Origin of the sequence: Paenibacillus haidiansis (assembly GCF_036553665.1) — a bacterium.
GTDB classification, from domain to species: domain Bacteria; phylum Bacillota; class Bacilli; order Paenibacillales; family Paenibacillaceae; genus Fontibacillus; species Fontibacillus haidiansis.
In genome coordinates this window covers 1-13,676 of sequence record NZ_JAZHPZ010000022.1, presented here as the reverse complement: position 1 = coordinate 13,676, position 13,676 = coordinate 1, and the positions used below count along the sequence as shown (strand labels likewise).

Sequence of the window (13,676 nt, the reverse complement as noted above, 5' to 3'; positions counted from 1 at the left end):
ATGACAGTGAAGCACCGTCCGGAGCCCCAAATCGGGCAATTAGTGAAAACCCTGAAAGGTAGAGACGCTGGCGCCGTTTATGTGATCATCGGAATTTCGGATGACAGATTCGTATTGATCGCAGATGGGGACAAACGCAAGTTTGACCAGCCTAAACGGAAAAACATACAGCATCTTGAGCTTCAGCCGATGATCAGCAGCGAGGTAGTTCATAGTTTGCAAGAAAGCGGCCGGGTCACAAACGCGAAGCTGCGTTACGCGGTGAACGCATATATGGAATCCGCCAATTCAAACGCGTAAAAGAGAAAGGAGAATGACAGTGGCCAAGGAAGATGTCATTGAAGTTGAAGGTACGGTAATCGAACCGTTGCCTAACGCTACTTTTAGAGTAGAGCTGGAGAACGGCCATCAAATTCTTGCGCATGTTTCCGGTAAATTGCGTATGCACTTTATCCGGATCCTGACGGGAGACAAAGTGGTGGTTCAATTATCGCCATATGACCTGAGCAAAGGTCGTATTACTTATCGTAAATAGATTCCATTACCATTTGAAACAAATATGTGGTATGATATTCGGGTTGAGTAATTTAACGTATCCGGATGAGCTCTCGAAATCGGTTTTACATTCGTAAAACTTAGCCAATCCTTACGAATAAGTTTTGCTTCGCAAAGCTTAGCAAATACTCTCGAAATTAGTTTTACATTCGTAAAACTTTTAGGAGGTAATCAACATGAAGGTAAGACCTTCTGTAAAGCCGATTTGCGAAAAATGCAAAGTCATTCGTCGCAAAGGCAATGTCATGGTGATTTGCGAAAATCCGAAACACAAACAAAAACAAGGTTAATTGAAGGGGGTGTAGCGTAAAATGGCACGTATTGCTGGTGTGGATTTACCACGTGATAAACGCGTTGAGATCGCCTTAACTTACATTTTCGGAATCGGTAAAACGACTTCTCAGAAAATCCTGGCTACGACAGGCATCAATCCGGACACTCGTGTTCGTGATTTGACGGAAGATGAGGTTAGCAAACTACGCGAAACGATCGACAAAATGGTTAAGGTGGAAGGCGACCTGCGTCGTGAAATTTCTTTAAATATTAAACGTTTGATTGAAATCGGCTGCTATCGCGGTGTTCGTCATCGTCGCGGCTTGCCGGTTCGCGGACAACGTACCAAAACGAATGCCCGTACTCGTAAGGGCCCTCGTCGTACTGTAGCGAACAAGAAGAAATAAGAAGGGGGGATAACAGACAATGGCTAAACCAAAAAAGGTCGTACGTACTAAACGTCGTGATCGCAAAAATATTGAATCTGGTGTGGCACATATCCGCTCCACCTTCAACAACACTATCGTTACAATTACGGATCCGCACGGCAACGCAATTTCCTGGGCCAGCTCCGGCGGTCTTGGTTTCAAAGGTTCCCGTAAATCCACTCCGTTTGCCGCTCAAATGGCTGCGGAATCGGCTGCCAAAGCAGCTATGGAACATGGCATGAAGAGCGTCGAAGTTATGGTTAAAGGTCCTGGAGCCGGCCGTGAAGCCGCTATCCGCTCCTTGCAAGCTGCAGGCCTGGAAGTTAACATGATCAAAGACGTGACTCCGATTCCTCATAACGGATGCCGTCCTCCGAAACGCCGTCGTGTATAACGAAGCCGCCTCTAGTGTGGTATAACAACATCTGAAATTGGTAACAATGGTTGTTTAGGCATACTACATGATAGACTTCAGAAAACATGACAGTTTCCAAGGAACGACGTTTTGAAGGAGGGGTAATTTCGTGATTGAAATCGAAAAGCCGAAAATCGAGACCGTAGAAGTTAACGATGAAGGCACCTATGGGAAATTTGTAGTAGAACCACTTGAGCGTGGGTATGGCACCACTCTGGGCAACTCGCTTCGCCGGATTTTGCTCTCTTCTCTGCCGGGTGCTGCGGTAACCTCGGTCCAAATCGATGGTGTTCTGCATGAATTTGCGACCGTTCCGGGCGTAATGGAAGATGTCACGGAAATCATCCTGAACCTGAAGGCTCTTTCGCTCAAAATCCACTCCGATGAAGAGAAAATTCTCGAAATCGATGCGGAAGGCGAAGGGGTCGTCACCGCAGGGGATATCCGTGCCGATAGCGATGTGGAAATTCTGAATCCGGATTTGCATATTGCCACGCTTGAACCGGGTTCAAGACTTCATATGCGCATTTATGCCGGCCGCGGCCGCGGGTTTGTTCTGGCAGACAAGAATAAACGTGACGATCAACCGATCGGCGTTATTCCCGTCGACTCGATCTATACCCCGATTGCTCGCGTCAATTACGCTGTAGAGAATACACGGGTTGGCCAAGTGACCAATTATGACAAGCTGACGCTTGAAGTATGGACCGATGGCAGCATCAGACCTGAAGAAGCGGTAAGTCTCGGTGCAAAAATTTTGACTGAGCATCTCTTCCTGTTCGTGGGCCTCACGGACGAAGCGAAAGACGCGGAAATCATGGTCGAGAAGGAAGAAGACAAGAAAGAGAAAGTGCTCGAAATGACGATTGAAGAGCTCGATCTCTCCGTCCGTTCCTACAACTGTCTCAAACGTGCCGGTATCAACACGGTACAAGAGCTTACGACCAAAACTGAAGAAGATATGATGAAAGTCCGGAACCTCGGACGCAAATCTTTGGAAGAAGTGCAAGAGAAGCTCGAAGAGCTTGGTTTGGGGCTACGTACGGAAGAATAAGCTGCTTTAATCGTTCTAGCGAAGGAGGGAAAACACATGGCATACCAAAAGTTGGGCCGCGATTCCAGCGCGCGTAAAGCTTTGTTCCGCGATCTGGTAACCGACCTGTTCTTATACGAACGCATTCAAACGACGGAAGCGAAAGCGAAAGAAGTTCGCTCCATCGCCGAGAAGCTGATCACCAAAGCAAAACAAGGAGATCTGCATGCCCGTCGTCAAGTTGCTGCTTACGTTCGCCGCGAGTCGATCGACGGTCAGCAAGACGCAATCCAAAAGCTGTTCTCGGAACTGGCTCCACGCTATTCCGAGCGTCCGGGCGGATACACTCGTATCCTGAAGCTGGGACCTCGCCGCGGCGACTCCGCCCCTATGGTTTACCTGGAACTGGTAGACCGGGCTTAATTTGCGGAAGTATTCCCATTTACAGTTAAACTCTCTGACGGCTTGCCTCCAGGCTCAGCTAAGGAGAGTTTTTCTATTATAAAGGACCGGATGTTTAACGTGAAAGGAAGGAGGGCTGCATGTTGCGGAATTTGCTCATGACCATCAGCTACGACGGAACGGCGTATTTCGGCTTTCAAACCCAGCCCGGCGGCAATACGGTGCAGGACCGTCTGGAAGACGCCATCCGCCAATTGACGGGGGAAGAAGTGAAAATACACGGCTCCGGGCGGACCGATGCCGGGGTACACGCCCGGCGCCAAACCTTTCATTTCGTGACGTCCTCGCAGATTCCGGTTGAAAGGTGGCGTCACGCTCTCAACGGGCGCCTTCCTTCCGATATACGCATCACCGATGTTGTCGAGGTACCGCTGGAGTTTCATTCGCGACGTTCGGCCAAGCGGAAGACCTACCGCTACTCGATTAACGGCAACAGGGTGTTCGATGTGTTCAACTATCCGTATCAGTTGCATCATCCCGGGGCACTTAATATCGAGGCGATGCATGAGGGCCTGGCCCATCTGATCGGCACGCATGATTATACTTCTTTCGCTTCCCGGCATTCCACCAAGCAAAGCCACGTACGAACCATCTATGAAGCATGGATTGAAGTGGAGAAGGGAACCGGGGCAGGCTCTCACGAGCAGGGAATCATTCATATCTATTTGACCGGTAACGGTTTTTTGCAGCATATGGTCCGCATTATCGTGGGGACTTTGCTCCAGGTAGGCGAGGGGAAACGCCGTCCGGACGACATGAAGACGATCCTTGAGGCGAAAGACCGGTCGAAGGCCGGGCCGACGGCCGAGAGCAAGGGGCTTATGCTGTGGGAAGTAGAGTATGCCGATTTGTCCATTTCGTGAAACCGTGCAGCCGACTCATACGTAGAAGAGCAGAGTACAAAAATCATTAAGGAAAACTTAGGAGGGCGTAACCCAATGAAGTGTCCCGTATGCAATGATGTACGTATGAGAGAAGTCGAGAAGGACGGCGTAATGATCGATGTTTGCCCCGATTGCAAAGGCGTCTGGCTGGATCGCGGCGAGCTTGAGAAATTGATGAGCGAAATCCGTGAGGTTCGCCCGGCGTTCAATGAGTGGTATGACAGCCGCGACGATCATCGGGCTCATGAGCGGAAGGAGAAGGACTCCCGTTACCCGGGTCCGCAGCAAGGCTATAACCAAGGGTACCCGCAGGGGTATCCGCAGGGTCACTACAAGCATAAAAAGAAAAAGTCCGTCCTGGACGTTTTCGGCGATCTTTTTGACTAAACTTCCGCTTTTCGGAGGAAAAAAGACTTGCGCATGTAAACTTGATCCTGTAAAATAAAAGTTGTGTTTTCTTGACGGCTATCCCACAGCCCCCAGTCGAGAGAACCGCGTAAACTTAGTAAGCAGCAACACTAAACAAGCATATAAAAACGATGCAAATAAATGGCGGAAAGCGGTCAAGGTACCCGAAGGCCAGATCGTTTTTACGCATTCAGAACCATTTTGAACGAGAATGAAGGAGGATCTTTACATGCGTACCACCTATATGGCGAAGCCAAGTGAAGTTGAGCGCAACTGGCACATCATTGATGCCGAAGGCAAAACGCTGGGCCGTTTGGCAAGCGAAGCTGCTGCTCTGATCCGCGGCAAACACAAACCACAATTCACTCCACACGTTGACGGCGGCGACTTCGTTGTTGTTATCAATGCTGAGAAAATTGCTTTGACTGGCAAAAAGATGGAGAACAAGAAATACTATCGTCACTCCCTGCATCCAGGCGGTTTGAAAGTGACAGTTGCTAAGGATCTCTTGAGAACTAAACCAGAACGTGTAATCGAATCTGCTGTACACGGCATGCTGCCAAAAACTCGTCAAGGCGAGAAAATGAAGCTGAGACTGAAAGTCTATGCCGGCACAGAGCATCCACATGCAGCACAAAAACCTGAAGTTTACGAACTTCGCGGATAATTAAAAGGGAGGACAGTTTCATGGCACAAGTACAATACTATGGGACAGGTCGTCGTAAACATTCGGTAGCTCGTGTTCGCCTTGTACCGGGTGAAGGACGCATTGTCATCAATAAACGCGATATCAATGAATATTTCGGTTTGGAAACCCTCAAACTGATCGTTAAACAACCTCTGAATTTGACTGAGACGCTGGGCAGCTACGATGTAATCGTAATCGCCCATGGCGGCGGTATTTCCGGTCAAGCCGGCGCAATCCGTCACGGGATCTCCCGTGCATTGCTCAAAGCCGACCCTGAATTCCGCCCTACACTCAAGAAAGCGGGCTTCCTGACTCGCGACCCACGGATGAAGGAACGTAAGAAATACGGTCTCAAAGCCGCTCGTCGCGCGCCACAGTTCTCGAAACGTTAATATTCTTGTATCTCAAGGAATTCAAGCCCTTGGCCATTTATGGCCAGGGGCTTTTTGCATAGGCGGATAACCTGGATTTTCTTCGGAAAAATCGGTCTTATCGGTTGACTTCTCAAAAGAATGCCATATACTAAAACTATAATTCATATTAGATTAGTCGGTATTAAAGGATTACATCATCGCTATGTTCATCATCATGATCAATTATTATTATTGTTTCTTAATGAAGGGGCGAAAAAGATGAATTTGCTGGAGAAAGAAGCGCTGATTAAGACCAAGGCCGAGGAGCTAGAGTCAAGGACTCCGGAGGAGATTATCGCATGGGCCGTGGAGACATTTCCGAACATTACGTTTGCCTGCAGCTTCGGCGCGGAGGACGTTGTCCTGGTGGATATGCTGCAGAAGGTCAGCCCGTCTACCGATATTTTTTATTTGGATACGGACTTTCACTTCAAAGAGACCTATGAGACTCGGGATGCTCTTGCCGCCCGCTACGAGCTGGATTTTGTTCGTGTATCCCCAGCGATTACGCCTGAAGAACAAGCACTTCAATATGGCGAGGAATTGTGGAAATCGGACGCGAACGCTTGCTGTAATATCCGCAAAGTTGAGCCGTTGACCCGGATTTTGTCCAAATATGAAGCTTGGATTACGGGGATTCGGCGCGATCAGGCGCCGACGCGGGCCAATGCCAAGAAGATCGAATACGATGCGAAATTCGGCCTCGTGAAATTCAACCCGATTGCCGGTTGGACGAGTGAGGATGTTTGGAATTATATCCGTGAGAATGATGTAATTTATAATCCGCTGCATGATCGTAATTATCCGAGCATCGGTTGCGAATATTGCACTCGCCAGGTTATGCCGGGAGAAGACCCGCGCGCCGGGCGTTGGTCGGGTACGGACAAGACGGAATGCGGACTTCATAAATAAAAAATAATGCAGCCCTGCTGCAGAGGACCAAAGGAGAGAGAACATGACAGCAATATTGCCGCACGGCGGGGTCTTGGTAGACCGGCTGGCTAAAGGCACAGAGCGTGAGCGTCTGTTGGCGGAAGCAAAGGAATTGAAGTCCATTTCAATCAATAGTTGGACGATATCGGACCTGGATCTGATCGGTGTCGGAGCCTTCTCTCCGCTTACCGGGTTCATGAATGAAGACGATTATCGTTCGGTCGTTCATCGCATGCGGCTGGCCGACGGTACGGTCTGGAGCATTCCGATTACGTTATCCGTGAGCGAAGAAGAATCGCAGCGGTTGTCCGTCGGGGATAGAATCGCACTAGTAGGCGACCAGGACGGGGTTGTATACGGCTTGCTGGATGTAGGTGGCATTTATAGGGTCGATCAGCAGGAAGAAGCTGTAAATGTGTTTAAAACGGACGATGAAGCCCATCCCGGCGTGAAGAAGCTATTTGAACGTTCGCCGATCTATGTCGGCGGCGAGGTAACGGTGTTGAACCGCCCCGAGCACAAACGGTTTGGGGAATTTTATTTTGATCCGGCCGAGACCCGCCGCATCTTCGCCGAGAAGGGCTGGAAACGCGTCGTCGGCTTCCAGACCCGGAATCCGGTGCATCGGGCTCATGAGTATATCCAAAAGAGCGCTCTGGAGATCGTGGACGGCTTGTTCCTGAACCCGCTCGTCGGCGAGACCAAATCGGACGATGTCCCGGCCGATGTGCGGATGAAGAGCTACCTGGTGCTGCTGGAGAATTACTATCCGCAGGACCGCACATTCCTCGGCGTCTTCCCTGCCGCCATGCGCTATGCGGGGCCGAGAGAAGCGATCTTCCATGCGATGGTGCGCAAAAACTACGGCTGCACCCATTTCATCGTCGGCCGCGACCATGCGGGGGTAGGCGATTACTACGGAACCTATGAGGCGCAGGAAATCTTCTCGAATTTCTCCGCCGAAGAATTGGGGATCTCGCCGCTGTTCTTCGAGCACAGCTTCTTCTGCACAAAATGCGGAAACATGGCTTCGAGCAAAACCTGCCCGCATCCGAAAGAGGATCATCTCACGCTGTCGGGTACCAAAGTGAGGGGCCTGCTGCGCGAAGGGATATGCCCGCCGCCGGAATTTACGCGTCCGGAAGTTGCCAAAGTGCTCATCGAGGGCATGAGCCACCAAGTTGTAATCTAATTCATGACCAATAGTTGCAATAGTTGATCGGCATATTTGTCCACCTCGTCCCATATGATGGAGTAGTGTTATTATGGGACGAAAGGTGGCTTTTTTATGGACTCCAAAGATAAGGTGAGCGTATGGATCTCCCTCAGCCATATCAAAAAAGCGCTGATCGGCATCGGGTTACTGGGGCTGCTTATCGGGCTGGCGGTTTTTGAAGTCCCGGCGGCAAAGGTGTGGAATTATTGGAGTCTTCCGCTTGCGGGCAAGACCATTGTGCTGGATGCCGGGCATGGAGGGGCCGACGGCGGCGCCGTAAGCAAGCAGGGGATCATTGAGAAGGACATCAATCTGGCCGTCTCGTTGTATTTGCGCGACTATTTGCAGCAGGCCGGAGCCATCGTGGTCATGACACGGGAGGAAGACCGCGACTTGGCGGATGCGGATACGAAAGGATACAGCAAGCGGAAAACGCAGGATCTGAAGCAGAGAGTGCGGTTTATCGAAGAGCGGCAGGCCGATTTGATGGTGAGCATCCACATGAACAGCGTGCCGTCAGCGCGGTGGAGAGGCGCACAGACGTTTTATTATCTTAATAACGGCGACAGCGCCAATCTGGCGGACCTGATCCAGGAGGAACTTAAGCGGAACCTGGAAAATACGGACCGGGTCGCCAAGCAGGCGGACAAACCGATCTATGTGCTGCAAGCCGTCAAAATTCCCGCCGTGCTCGTGGAGGTCGGTTTTTTGTCCAATCCGGCGGAAGCGGAGCTTCTAGGAACCGAGAAATACCAGCGCAAAGTCGCCGCCTCCATTTATCAAGGTATTCTCCGCTACGGTTCGGGAGAAACTTCGGGAAAAACAGCAGACCAAGGCAAGTAATGATATAATAATTGTCATATACAGACGCAATTACGATATCAGATAAAGTCGAGGTGCTGTAATTGATCACGAGAGAGCAATTGGAGGCTATTTTGCGGCCGGTCGCCGAACCGGTCACCAAAAGAAGCTTGATCGAACTGAAGTGGATCCGGGATATGATGATTAAAGAGGATAGGATTTCGCTTACGGTCGTTTGTCTTAAGAAGGATGATCAAACACAGCAAGCGGTGGCCGAGGAGATCCGGTTCCGGTTGGCCGAATCCGGCGTAGATGATGTACATATCCGCTTCCGCGAGGCATCGGAGCACGAATTGGAACAAGCGGGGCTGCTGGCAGAGAGTTCCCCGGAGGCGGACAACAAGGCGCCGAGGGGGCATGGCGCGGGGCTGGAGAAGCTGCCGCTGCTCGATCCTGCTTCCGGAGTAAATTTTATTGCCATTGCCAGCGGGAAAGGCGGCGTAGGGAAATCCACCGTTACGGTTAATCTCGCGGCGGCTTTGGCCCGACTAGGGAAAAGGGTGGGGCTGATCGACGCCGATATCTACGGCTTCAGCGTCCCTGACATGATGGGCATCGAAACGGCTCCCGCCGTCGAAAACGGGGCCATCATTCCCGTGGAGCGTTTTGGAGTGAAGGTCATGTCGATGGGATTTTTCATTCAGGACAATAATCCGGTAATTTGGCGCGGGCCGATGCTCGGCAAGATGCTGCGCCAGTTTTTCAACGATGTGGAGTGGGGCGAGCTGGATTATATGCTGCTCGATTTGCCGCCGGGCACGGGGGATATCGCGCTCGATGTGCACCAGATGATTCCGCAAAGCCGCGAGATTATCGTAACTACGCCTCATGCCACCGCAGCATTTGTTGCCGCCAGAGCCGGGGCCATGGCGCTGAAGACCGAGCATGAGGTGCTTGGGGTCGTGGAAAATATGGCCTATTACGAATGCGGTTCTTGCGGGAATAAGGAATATATTTTCGGGCGCGGGGGCGGAGCCCGCCTGGCGGAAACATTGCACACGGGCCTGCTCGCCCAAATTCCGGTCAGCGCGCCGGATAACCACGTCTCCGAGCCGGACTTCTCACCGTCCGTTTACAAAGCGGATACCCCGGTTGGACGTCTATATCAAGAAATCGCCGAGCAAGTTATCGCTGCATGCAATAAAGACTGACCTGTATAGGCCAGTCTTTATTTTTTAGGACGATGATCCTCCTTGGTCACCGCCACCGCCGCCTCCACCACCACCGCCGCCTTCCTTGCCGCCGGTTTGGCCGCCTTCTTGACCGGCTTTAGGCGATTTCTCCACTTTTGGCTGAAGTTCTTCCTGGACGACGGTTCTGAGCATTTCCATGACCTTCATTTTGAACAGAGGGCTTTGCATGGCCTCCTGCATTACCGTCATGGACTGTTTGCGATAATCGGATGTCTTGGTCAGGTCGAGAAACATCTTCATGACTTCGGGGGACTTCATGATGTCGCTTATCGATTTCTGATACTCCGGATCCTTAATGAGCTGCATATGCATCTGTTTGCTTTGGGAATTGACCGCCTTGGCAAAATCCCCGGCGAATTGAGGATCGGTCATGATTTTTTCCAGTTCTTTTTTATACTCCGGAGCGGTGATCGTCTCTTTGACAGCCATTCGGATCTGGTCGGCCGACTGGCCGGGCATAATCATCTTAATGCCCATGCTTCCACCGCCCGAGGTTCCTCCCGAGCCGCCGGACCCTCCTGAACTCCCTGAGCCGCCCGAACTGCCCGAACTTCCGGATGAGCTGCCGCTTTCGGATCCCGAGCCGGATTCGGAGCTTGAACCTGACGAGCTGCTGCCCGAGCTTAACGCCTCATATATGGCCTTTTTGCCGTCATCGGTTTTTAAAATGTCAATGACCATGGATTTCGTGTCTTTATATCCCCCTCCTTGGGAAGAGGAGGAGCTTTGTTCAGAACCGCAGGCCGTCAGCGGAAGAGTCAATAAACATAAAATGCATGCCAGCCGTCGATAACCCAGCCACTTCATGGTTCCTTCCTCCTTATGCATGTCGCTGTTGTTATTATGCGGCCGAAAAATAGGAATTATCCCACTGAAAACGATGGTTTTTTGCCGGGATCGTTGGTAAAATATTTCGGTAGTGGGGGTGTCGGGGTGAATTTAAAAAAATGGCTGTTTTTATTTTGGACTACCTTGGTTGTCGGTGCCGCCGGTTCGCTTATCGTCGGCTTGATTCTGCAGTTAACGGATACGGTGAAATTGAACGGAGCGGCGGATTTATTCGTGAATGTCGGCATCCTGCTTGGGGTCGGCGTTATGGTAAGCGTATACTCCCAAATGGGCTTTTTTGCGTATATGATGATTAATTATATGGGGACAGGCGTATTTTCCCGCATGACTTGGCAGTATATTCAGATAGTTTTGGCCGCACTTGCACTTTTGGAGCTGATGTTCTTCCGGACTTTCGTCGGGCGGGAAGGCGGAGGGGATTCCGATTTGATTCTTGGGATCATTCTGTTGGCGATAGCGGTAATCGTGGCTTATTTGAAGGTGAAAATGACCAACCGTTCCGCCTGGATCCCGACGATGTTCTTTATGATCGCCGTAACGATTGTGGAAACGGTAGGAGTGCTGAAGATCGGGGTGAATCAGGCGACCGCCTGGATCGCCGCTCCGCTCGTGGCCTGCAACGCATATCAAATTTTAATCCTGCATCGTGTGTTGAAGCCGAGAGCGCGGAGCTAATTATATTGTCGTAGCAAGAGCCTGGAGCTTAACGCCCAGGCTCTTTTTTACAAAAACTTTACATTCCAGCAGCGGTTTCGATCTGCTGCCAAAGCCATGCCTGATCGCGGACCTGGCTGCCTTTTACCCCCGCTTCCTGAAGCAGGTCGGATACGGTTACGAATTCATACCCTTTCTTCCGCAATTCATCGATGATCAACGGCAACGCCTCATGCGTTTGTTTCACGGAGTCGCTGGCGTGAAGCAGGACGATGTCGCCGGGGTGGGCCTTGCCGACCACCCGGTTTACGATCTTATCGGTTCCTTTGTTCATCCAATCCTGAGAATCGGTATCCCATTGGATAACCTGGTACCCCAGACCGTCGGCGATTTTCAATACGCGTTTGTCGAAATCGCCGTTCGGCAGACGCAGCAGGTTTGGTGCTTTTCCGGTCAAATCGGTTAAAATAGAATGGGCCATGGTCAATTGCTGTTTAATTTCCTCCTCGCTCAGTTCACTGTAATTCGTGTGCTTATGGCCGTGGCTGCCGATTTCGTACCCTTGCTGTTGAATGGCCTTGACGATGTCCGGATGGCTTTTGCTCCAGGGTGAAGAGAGGAAGAAGGTTGCTTTCTGCACATTTTTATCCTTAAGCACCTTCAGAATCGGTTCCGCCCGTTTATCTCCCCAACTGATATCGAAGGTCAGAGCAATGACCTTTTTTTCCGTAGAGACGCTATAAATAGCCGTCGGGGAGCTCTCTTCCGAGAAAACGGTAATATGGCTCTGTTCTACGTAGATAACCCCTGCTGCAAACAGGGCCGCGGCGAAAACGAAGAAAAACCTTTTGATCTTCCTCCCGTTCAGGACATAGAAGAAATTGTTCATGTCATTAGTAGCCCCTCTCGTCATGAAATTGATTTTTGATCCGCTTGTACAATGTATGCTCGTACCTTTTTGCTTTATGACCCAAGGATTAGGAGGCTTCATGTTATGCTGTCGTTTCGTAAGTTTTTGCGGGATTTGTCCCTGTATCGTAAATCGATCTTCTTATCGATCGCTTTGTTCGTTATCGGAATCGTGCTCGGGGCGGTGGGATCGGAATCCATAGTCGGTCTTGTGTCGTCAGAAATAGAAAGCCTGCAGGAGTATAGCCGTGAATTGTCCAAAGCGGCGGTTCCGGAGCTCAGCTTTTTCAAATTTATTTTTATAAATAATGCGGTCAAAAGTGTTGCCATCATTTTATTCGGCGCACTGCTTGGAGTTCTTCCCGCGATTTTTCTGCTAATGAACGGCATCGTGCTCGGACTGGTGGTGTCGATTGCGGCGGGGCAGGGAGAGAATCTGTTCGAGCTCATCGTGCTGGGGCTATTGCCGCATGGAATCATTGAGATTCCGGCAATTTTGGTTGCCTCGGGATACGGTTTCCAATTCGGTTACTTGGTCTTGAAGGGTATCGGGGAATTGGGAGCAAGAGAGCGTGGGGAACGAACCGTAGACTGGAAGGAGTTTTTTGCTTCGGCCGTACGGGGAGCCTTCTGGATTGTAGTGTTTCTGCTGATTGCCGCCGTTATTGAAAGCACGATAACTTATCATTTGGTGCGTTAGAGTCAGTTTCAAAACGTTTGTTGGCAAGAAGCTGTCATAATTTTCCCGGAAAGTGAGCATAACAGTAAAGCGGTTCTAAAGAACGAGTTTACGCGGGCGGGGATACGGTTAATCAATACCCAGGATATGTAAAATGAAAGGAAATGACCGTATGTCCCGAGGCCTTGTAAATCATCGAATTTCTGTGAAAGAGGAGCTGTTCTCGCATGCTGGGAATGATGTTTAATGAAAAAGAGTGCAAAGAATTGGATTATGTTCTTCGCAAAGAATTGGACGAAATGCTGCTTGACCTGAGCGACCAGCGGTTGGACAAAGAGATTCGGCATGCCATCTCGAACCGGTATAAGACAGTCTTTCGGATGTACGCCCGGTTTGCCCCTTCCAAAGAACTTTCCAAATATGCCCGCAGAGGGTAGTTTCCATCGGGAGAATAATAGGATATAATTGGATTTGACATAACTGTTTTGAGTATGTTAAATTATCAAACGTTCCGCTTTTTAGGAACGAGAGAGAAGTAGCAAGGAAGAAATTGAAAATAAAAAATTTCAAAAAACTCTTGCAAAAACCTATCTCGCTATGGTATATTATAAAAGTCGCCGCTGAAACACGGCGGTAACGAAAATGAAGTTGATCTTTGAAAACTGAACAACGAGTGAGTATTAAATGAGAATTAATTTCTCGTCAGTTTTGAAATGAGCAAGTCAAACACTTTATTGGAGAGTTTGATCCTGGCTCAGGACGAACGCTGGCGGCGTGCCTAATACATGCAAGTCGAGCGGACCTGATGGAGTGCTTGCACTCC

19 protein-coding genes, 1 rRNA gene and 1 pseudogene are annotated in these 13,676 nt (G+C 50.2%); 19 read left to right on the top strand and 2 right to left on the bottom strand.

Annotation, left to right across the window (positions count from 1 at the left end):
- From V3851_RS24920 to V3851_RS24850, 15 genes and pseudogenes are all read left to right on the top strand, one after another.
- A pseudogene (locus V3851_RS24920) lies at nt 1-317 on the top strand (hypothetical protein).
- A 2-nt stretch (nt 318-319) separates the two neighbouring features.
- The gene (gene infA / locus V3851_RS24915) at nt 320-535 is read left to right on the top strand and encodes a translation initiation factor IF-1 (protein ID WP_006676514.1); all 216 of its coding nucleotides are present in this window, start codon (nt 320-322) and stop codon (nt 533-535) included.
- A gap of 196 nt (nt 536-731) precedes the next feature.
- Nucleotides 732-845 carry a 50S ribosomal protein L36 gene (gene rpmJ / locus V3851_RS24910; protein WP_003333770.1) on the top strand — a complete coding sequence of 38 codons (114 nt, stop codon included), beginning with the start codon at nt 732-734 and terminating at the stop codon, nt 843-845.
- 21 nt (nt 846-866) lie between these two features.
- Nucleotides 867-1,235 carry a 30S ribosomal protein S13 gene (rpsM, locus tag V3851_RS24905; RefSeq protein WP_331849143.1) on the top strand — a complete coding sequence of 123 codons (369 nt, stop codon included), beginning with the start codon at nt 867-869 and terminating at the stop codon, nt 1,233-1,235.
- A gap of 19 nt (nt 1,236-1,254) precedes the next feature.
- Nucleotides 1,255-1,650, top strand: coding sequence for a 30S ribosomal protein S11 (gene rpsK / locus V3851_RS24900; RefSeq protein ID WP_018753969.1), 396 nt, complete (start codon nt 1,255-1,257; stop codon nt 1,648-1,650).
- Nucleotides 1,651-1,780: 130 nt separating this feature from the next.
- On the top strand, nt 1,781-2,725 hold the full coding sequence (locus tag V3851_RS24895) for a DNA-directed RNA polymerase subunit alpha (RefSeq protein ID WP_331849142.1): 945 nt from the start codon (nt 1,781-1,783) through the stop codon (nt 2,723-2,725).
- 36 nt (nt 2,726-2,761) lie between these two features.
- Nucleotides 2,762-3,127, top strand: a complete 366-nt coding sequence (gene rplQ / locus V3851_RS24890) for a 50S ribosomal protein L17 (protein WP_331849141.1) — start codon at nt 2,762-2,764, stop codon at nt 3,125-3,127.
- Between the two features lie 122 nt (nt 3,128-3,249).
- Nucleotides 3,250-4,029 carry a tRNA pseudouridine(38-40) synthase TruA gene (gene truA, locus V3851_RS24885; protein WP_331849194.1) on the top strand — a complete coding sequence of 260 codons (780 nt, stop codon included), beginning with the start codon at nt 3,250-3,252 and terminating at the stop codon, nt 4,027-4,029.
- Nucleotides 4,030-4,104: 75 nt separating this feature from the next.
- The gene (locus V3851_RS24880; RefSeq protein WP_331849140.1) at nt 4,105-4,437 is read left to right on the top strand and encodes a TFIIB-type zinc ribbon-containing protein; all 333 of its coding nucleotides are present in this window, start codon (nt 4,105-4,107) and stop codon (nt 4,435-4,437) included.
- A 250-nt stretch (nt 4,438-4,687) separates the two neighbouring features.
- Entirely contained in the window at nt 4,688-5,125 is a 438-nt protein-coding gene (gene rplM, locus V3851_RS24875) for a 50S ribosomal protein L13 (RefSeq protein WP_211025615.1), read from the top strand.
- Between the two features lie 20 nt (nt 5,126-5,145).
- A complete protein-coding gene (rpsI, locus tag V3851_RS24870; protein ID WP_331849139.1) occupies nt 5,146-5,538 on the top strand; it encodes a 30S ribosomal protein S9 in 393 nt (130 codons plus the stop codon).
- A 240-nt stretch (nt 5,539-5,778) separates the two neighbouring features.
- Nucleotides 5,779-6,471, top strand: a complete 693-nt coding sequence (locus V3851_RS24865) for a phosphoadenylyl-sulfate reductase (protein WP_331849138.1) — start codon at nt 5,779-5,781, stop codon at nt 6,469-6,471.
- A 43-nt stretch (nt 6,472-6,514) separates the two neighbouring features.
- On the top strand, nt 6,515-7,684 hold the full coding sequence (gene sat / locus V3851_RS24860; protein ID WP_331849137.1) for a sulfate adenylyltransferase: 1,170 nt from the start codon (nt 6,515-6,517) through the stop codon (nt 7,682-7,684).
- A gap of 96 nt (nt 7,685-7,780) precedes the next feature.
- Complete coding sequence (gene cwlD / locus V3851_RS24855; protein ID WP_331849136.1) at nt 7,781-8,551, top strand: N-acetylmuramoyl-L-alanine amidase CwlD; 771 nt, start codon at nt 7,781-7,783, stop codon at nt 8,549-8,551.
- 62 nt (nt 8,552-8,613) lie between these two features.
- On the top strand, nt 8,614-9,720 hold the full coding sequence (locus tag V3851_RS24850) for an Mrp/NBP35 family ATP-binding protein (RefSeq protein ID WP_331849135.1): 1,107 nt from the start codon (nt 8,614-8,616) through the stop codon (nt 9,718-9,720).
- A 24-nt stretch (nt 9,721-9,744) separates the two neighbouring features.
- Here the strand turns inward: V3851_RS24850 and gerD are convergent, their stop codons facing one another.
- On the bottom strand, nt 9,745-10,569 hold the full coding sequence (gene gerD, locus V3851_RS24845) for a spore germination lipoprotein GerD (protein ID WP_331849134.1): 825 nt from the start codon (nt 10,567-10,569) through the stop codon (nt 9,745-9,747).
- A gap of 126 nt (nt 10,570-10,695) precedes the next feature.
- Here gerD and V3851_RS24840 point away from each other — a divergent pair, with 126 nt between their 5' ends.
- Nucleotides 10,696-11,286 (top strand): KinB-signaling pathway activation protein, encoded by a 591-nt coding sequence (locus V3851_RS24840; protein ID WP_331849133.1) that lies wholly within the window; start codon nt 10,696-10,698, stop codon nt 11,284-11,286.
- Nucleotides 11,287-11,344: 58 nt separating this feature from the next.
- Here V3851_RS24840 and pdaB read toward each other — a convergent pair whose 3' ends face one another.
- A complete protein-coding gene (pdaB, locus tag V3851_RS24835; RefSeq protein WP_331849132.1) occupies nt 11,345-12,154 on the bottom strand; it encodes a polysaccharide deacetylase family sporulation protein PdaB in 810 nt (269 codons plus the stop codon).
- Nucleotides 12,155-12,259: 105 nt separating this feature from the next.
- Here pdaB and V3851_RS24830 point away from each other — a divergent pair, with 105 nt between their 5' ends.
- The 3 genes from V3851_RS24830 to V3851_RS24820 all read left to right on the top strand — a co-directional run.
- Nucleotides 12,260-12,874 carry a stage II sporulation protein M gene (locus V3851_RS24830; protein WP_331849131.1) on the top strand — a complete coding sequence of 205 codons (615 nt, stop codon included), beginning with the start codon at nt 12,260-12,262 and terminating at the stop codon, nt 12,872-12,874.
- 206 nt (nt 12,875-13,080) lie between these two features.
- Nucleotides 13,081-13,290, top strand: a complete 210-nt coding sequence (locus tag V3851_RS24825) for a hypothetical protein (protein WP_331849130.1) — start codon at nt 13,081-13,083, stop codon at nt 13,288-13,290.
- Nucleotides 13,291-13,584: 294 nt separating this feature from the next.
- Nucleotides 13,585-13,676 (top strand): 16S ribosomal RNA (locus tag V3851_RS24820); the annotation flags it as partial.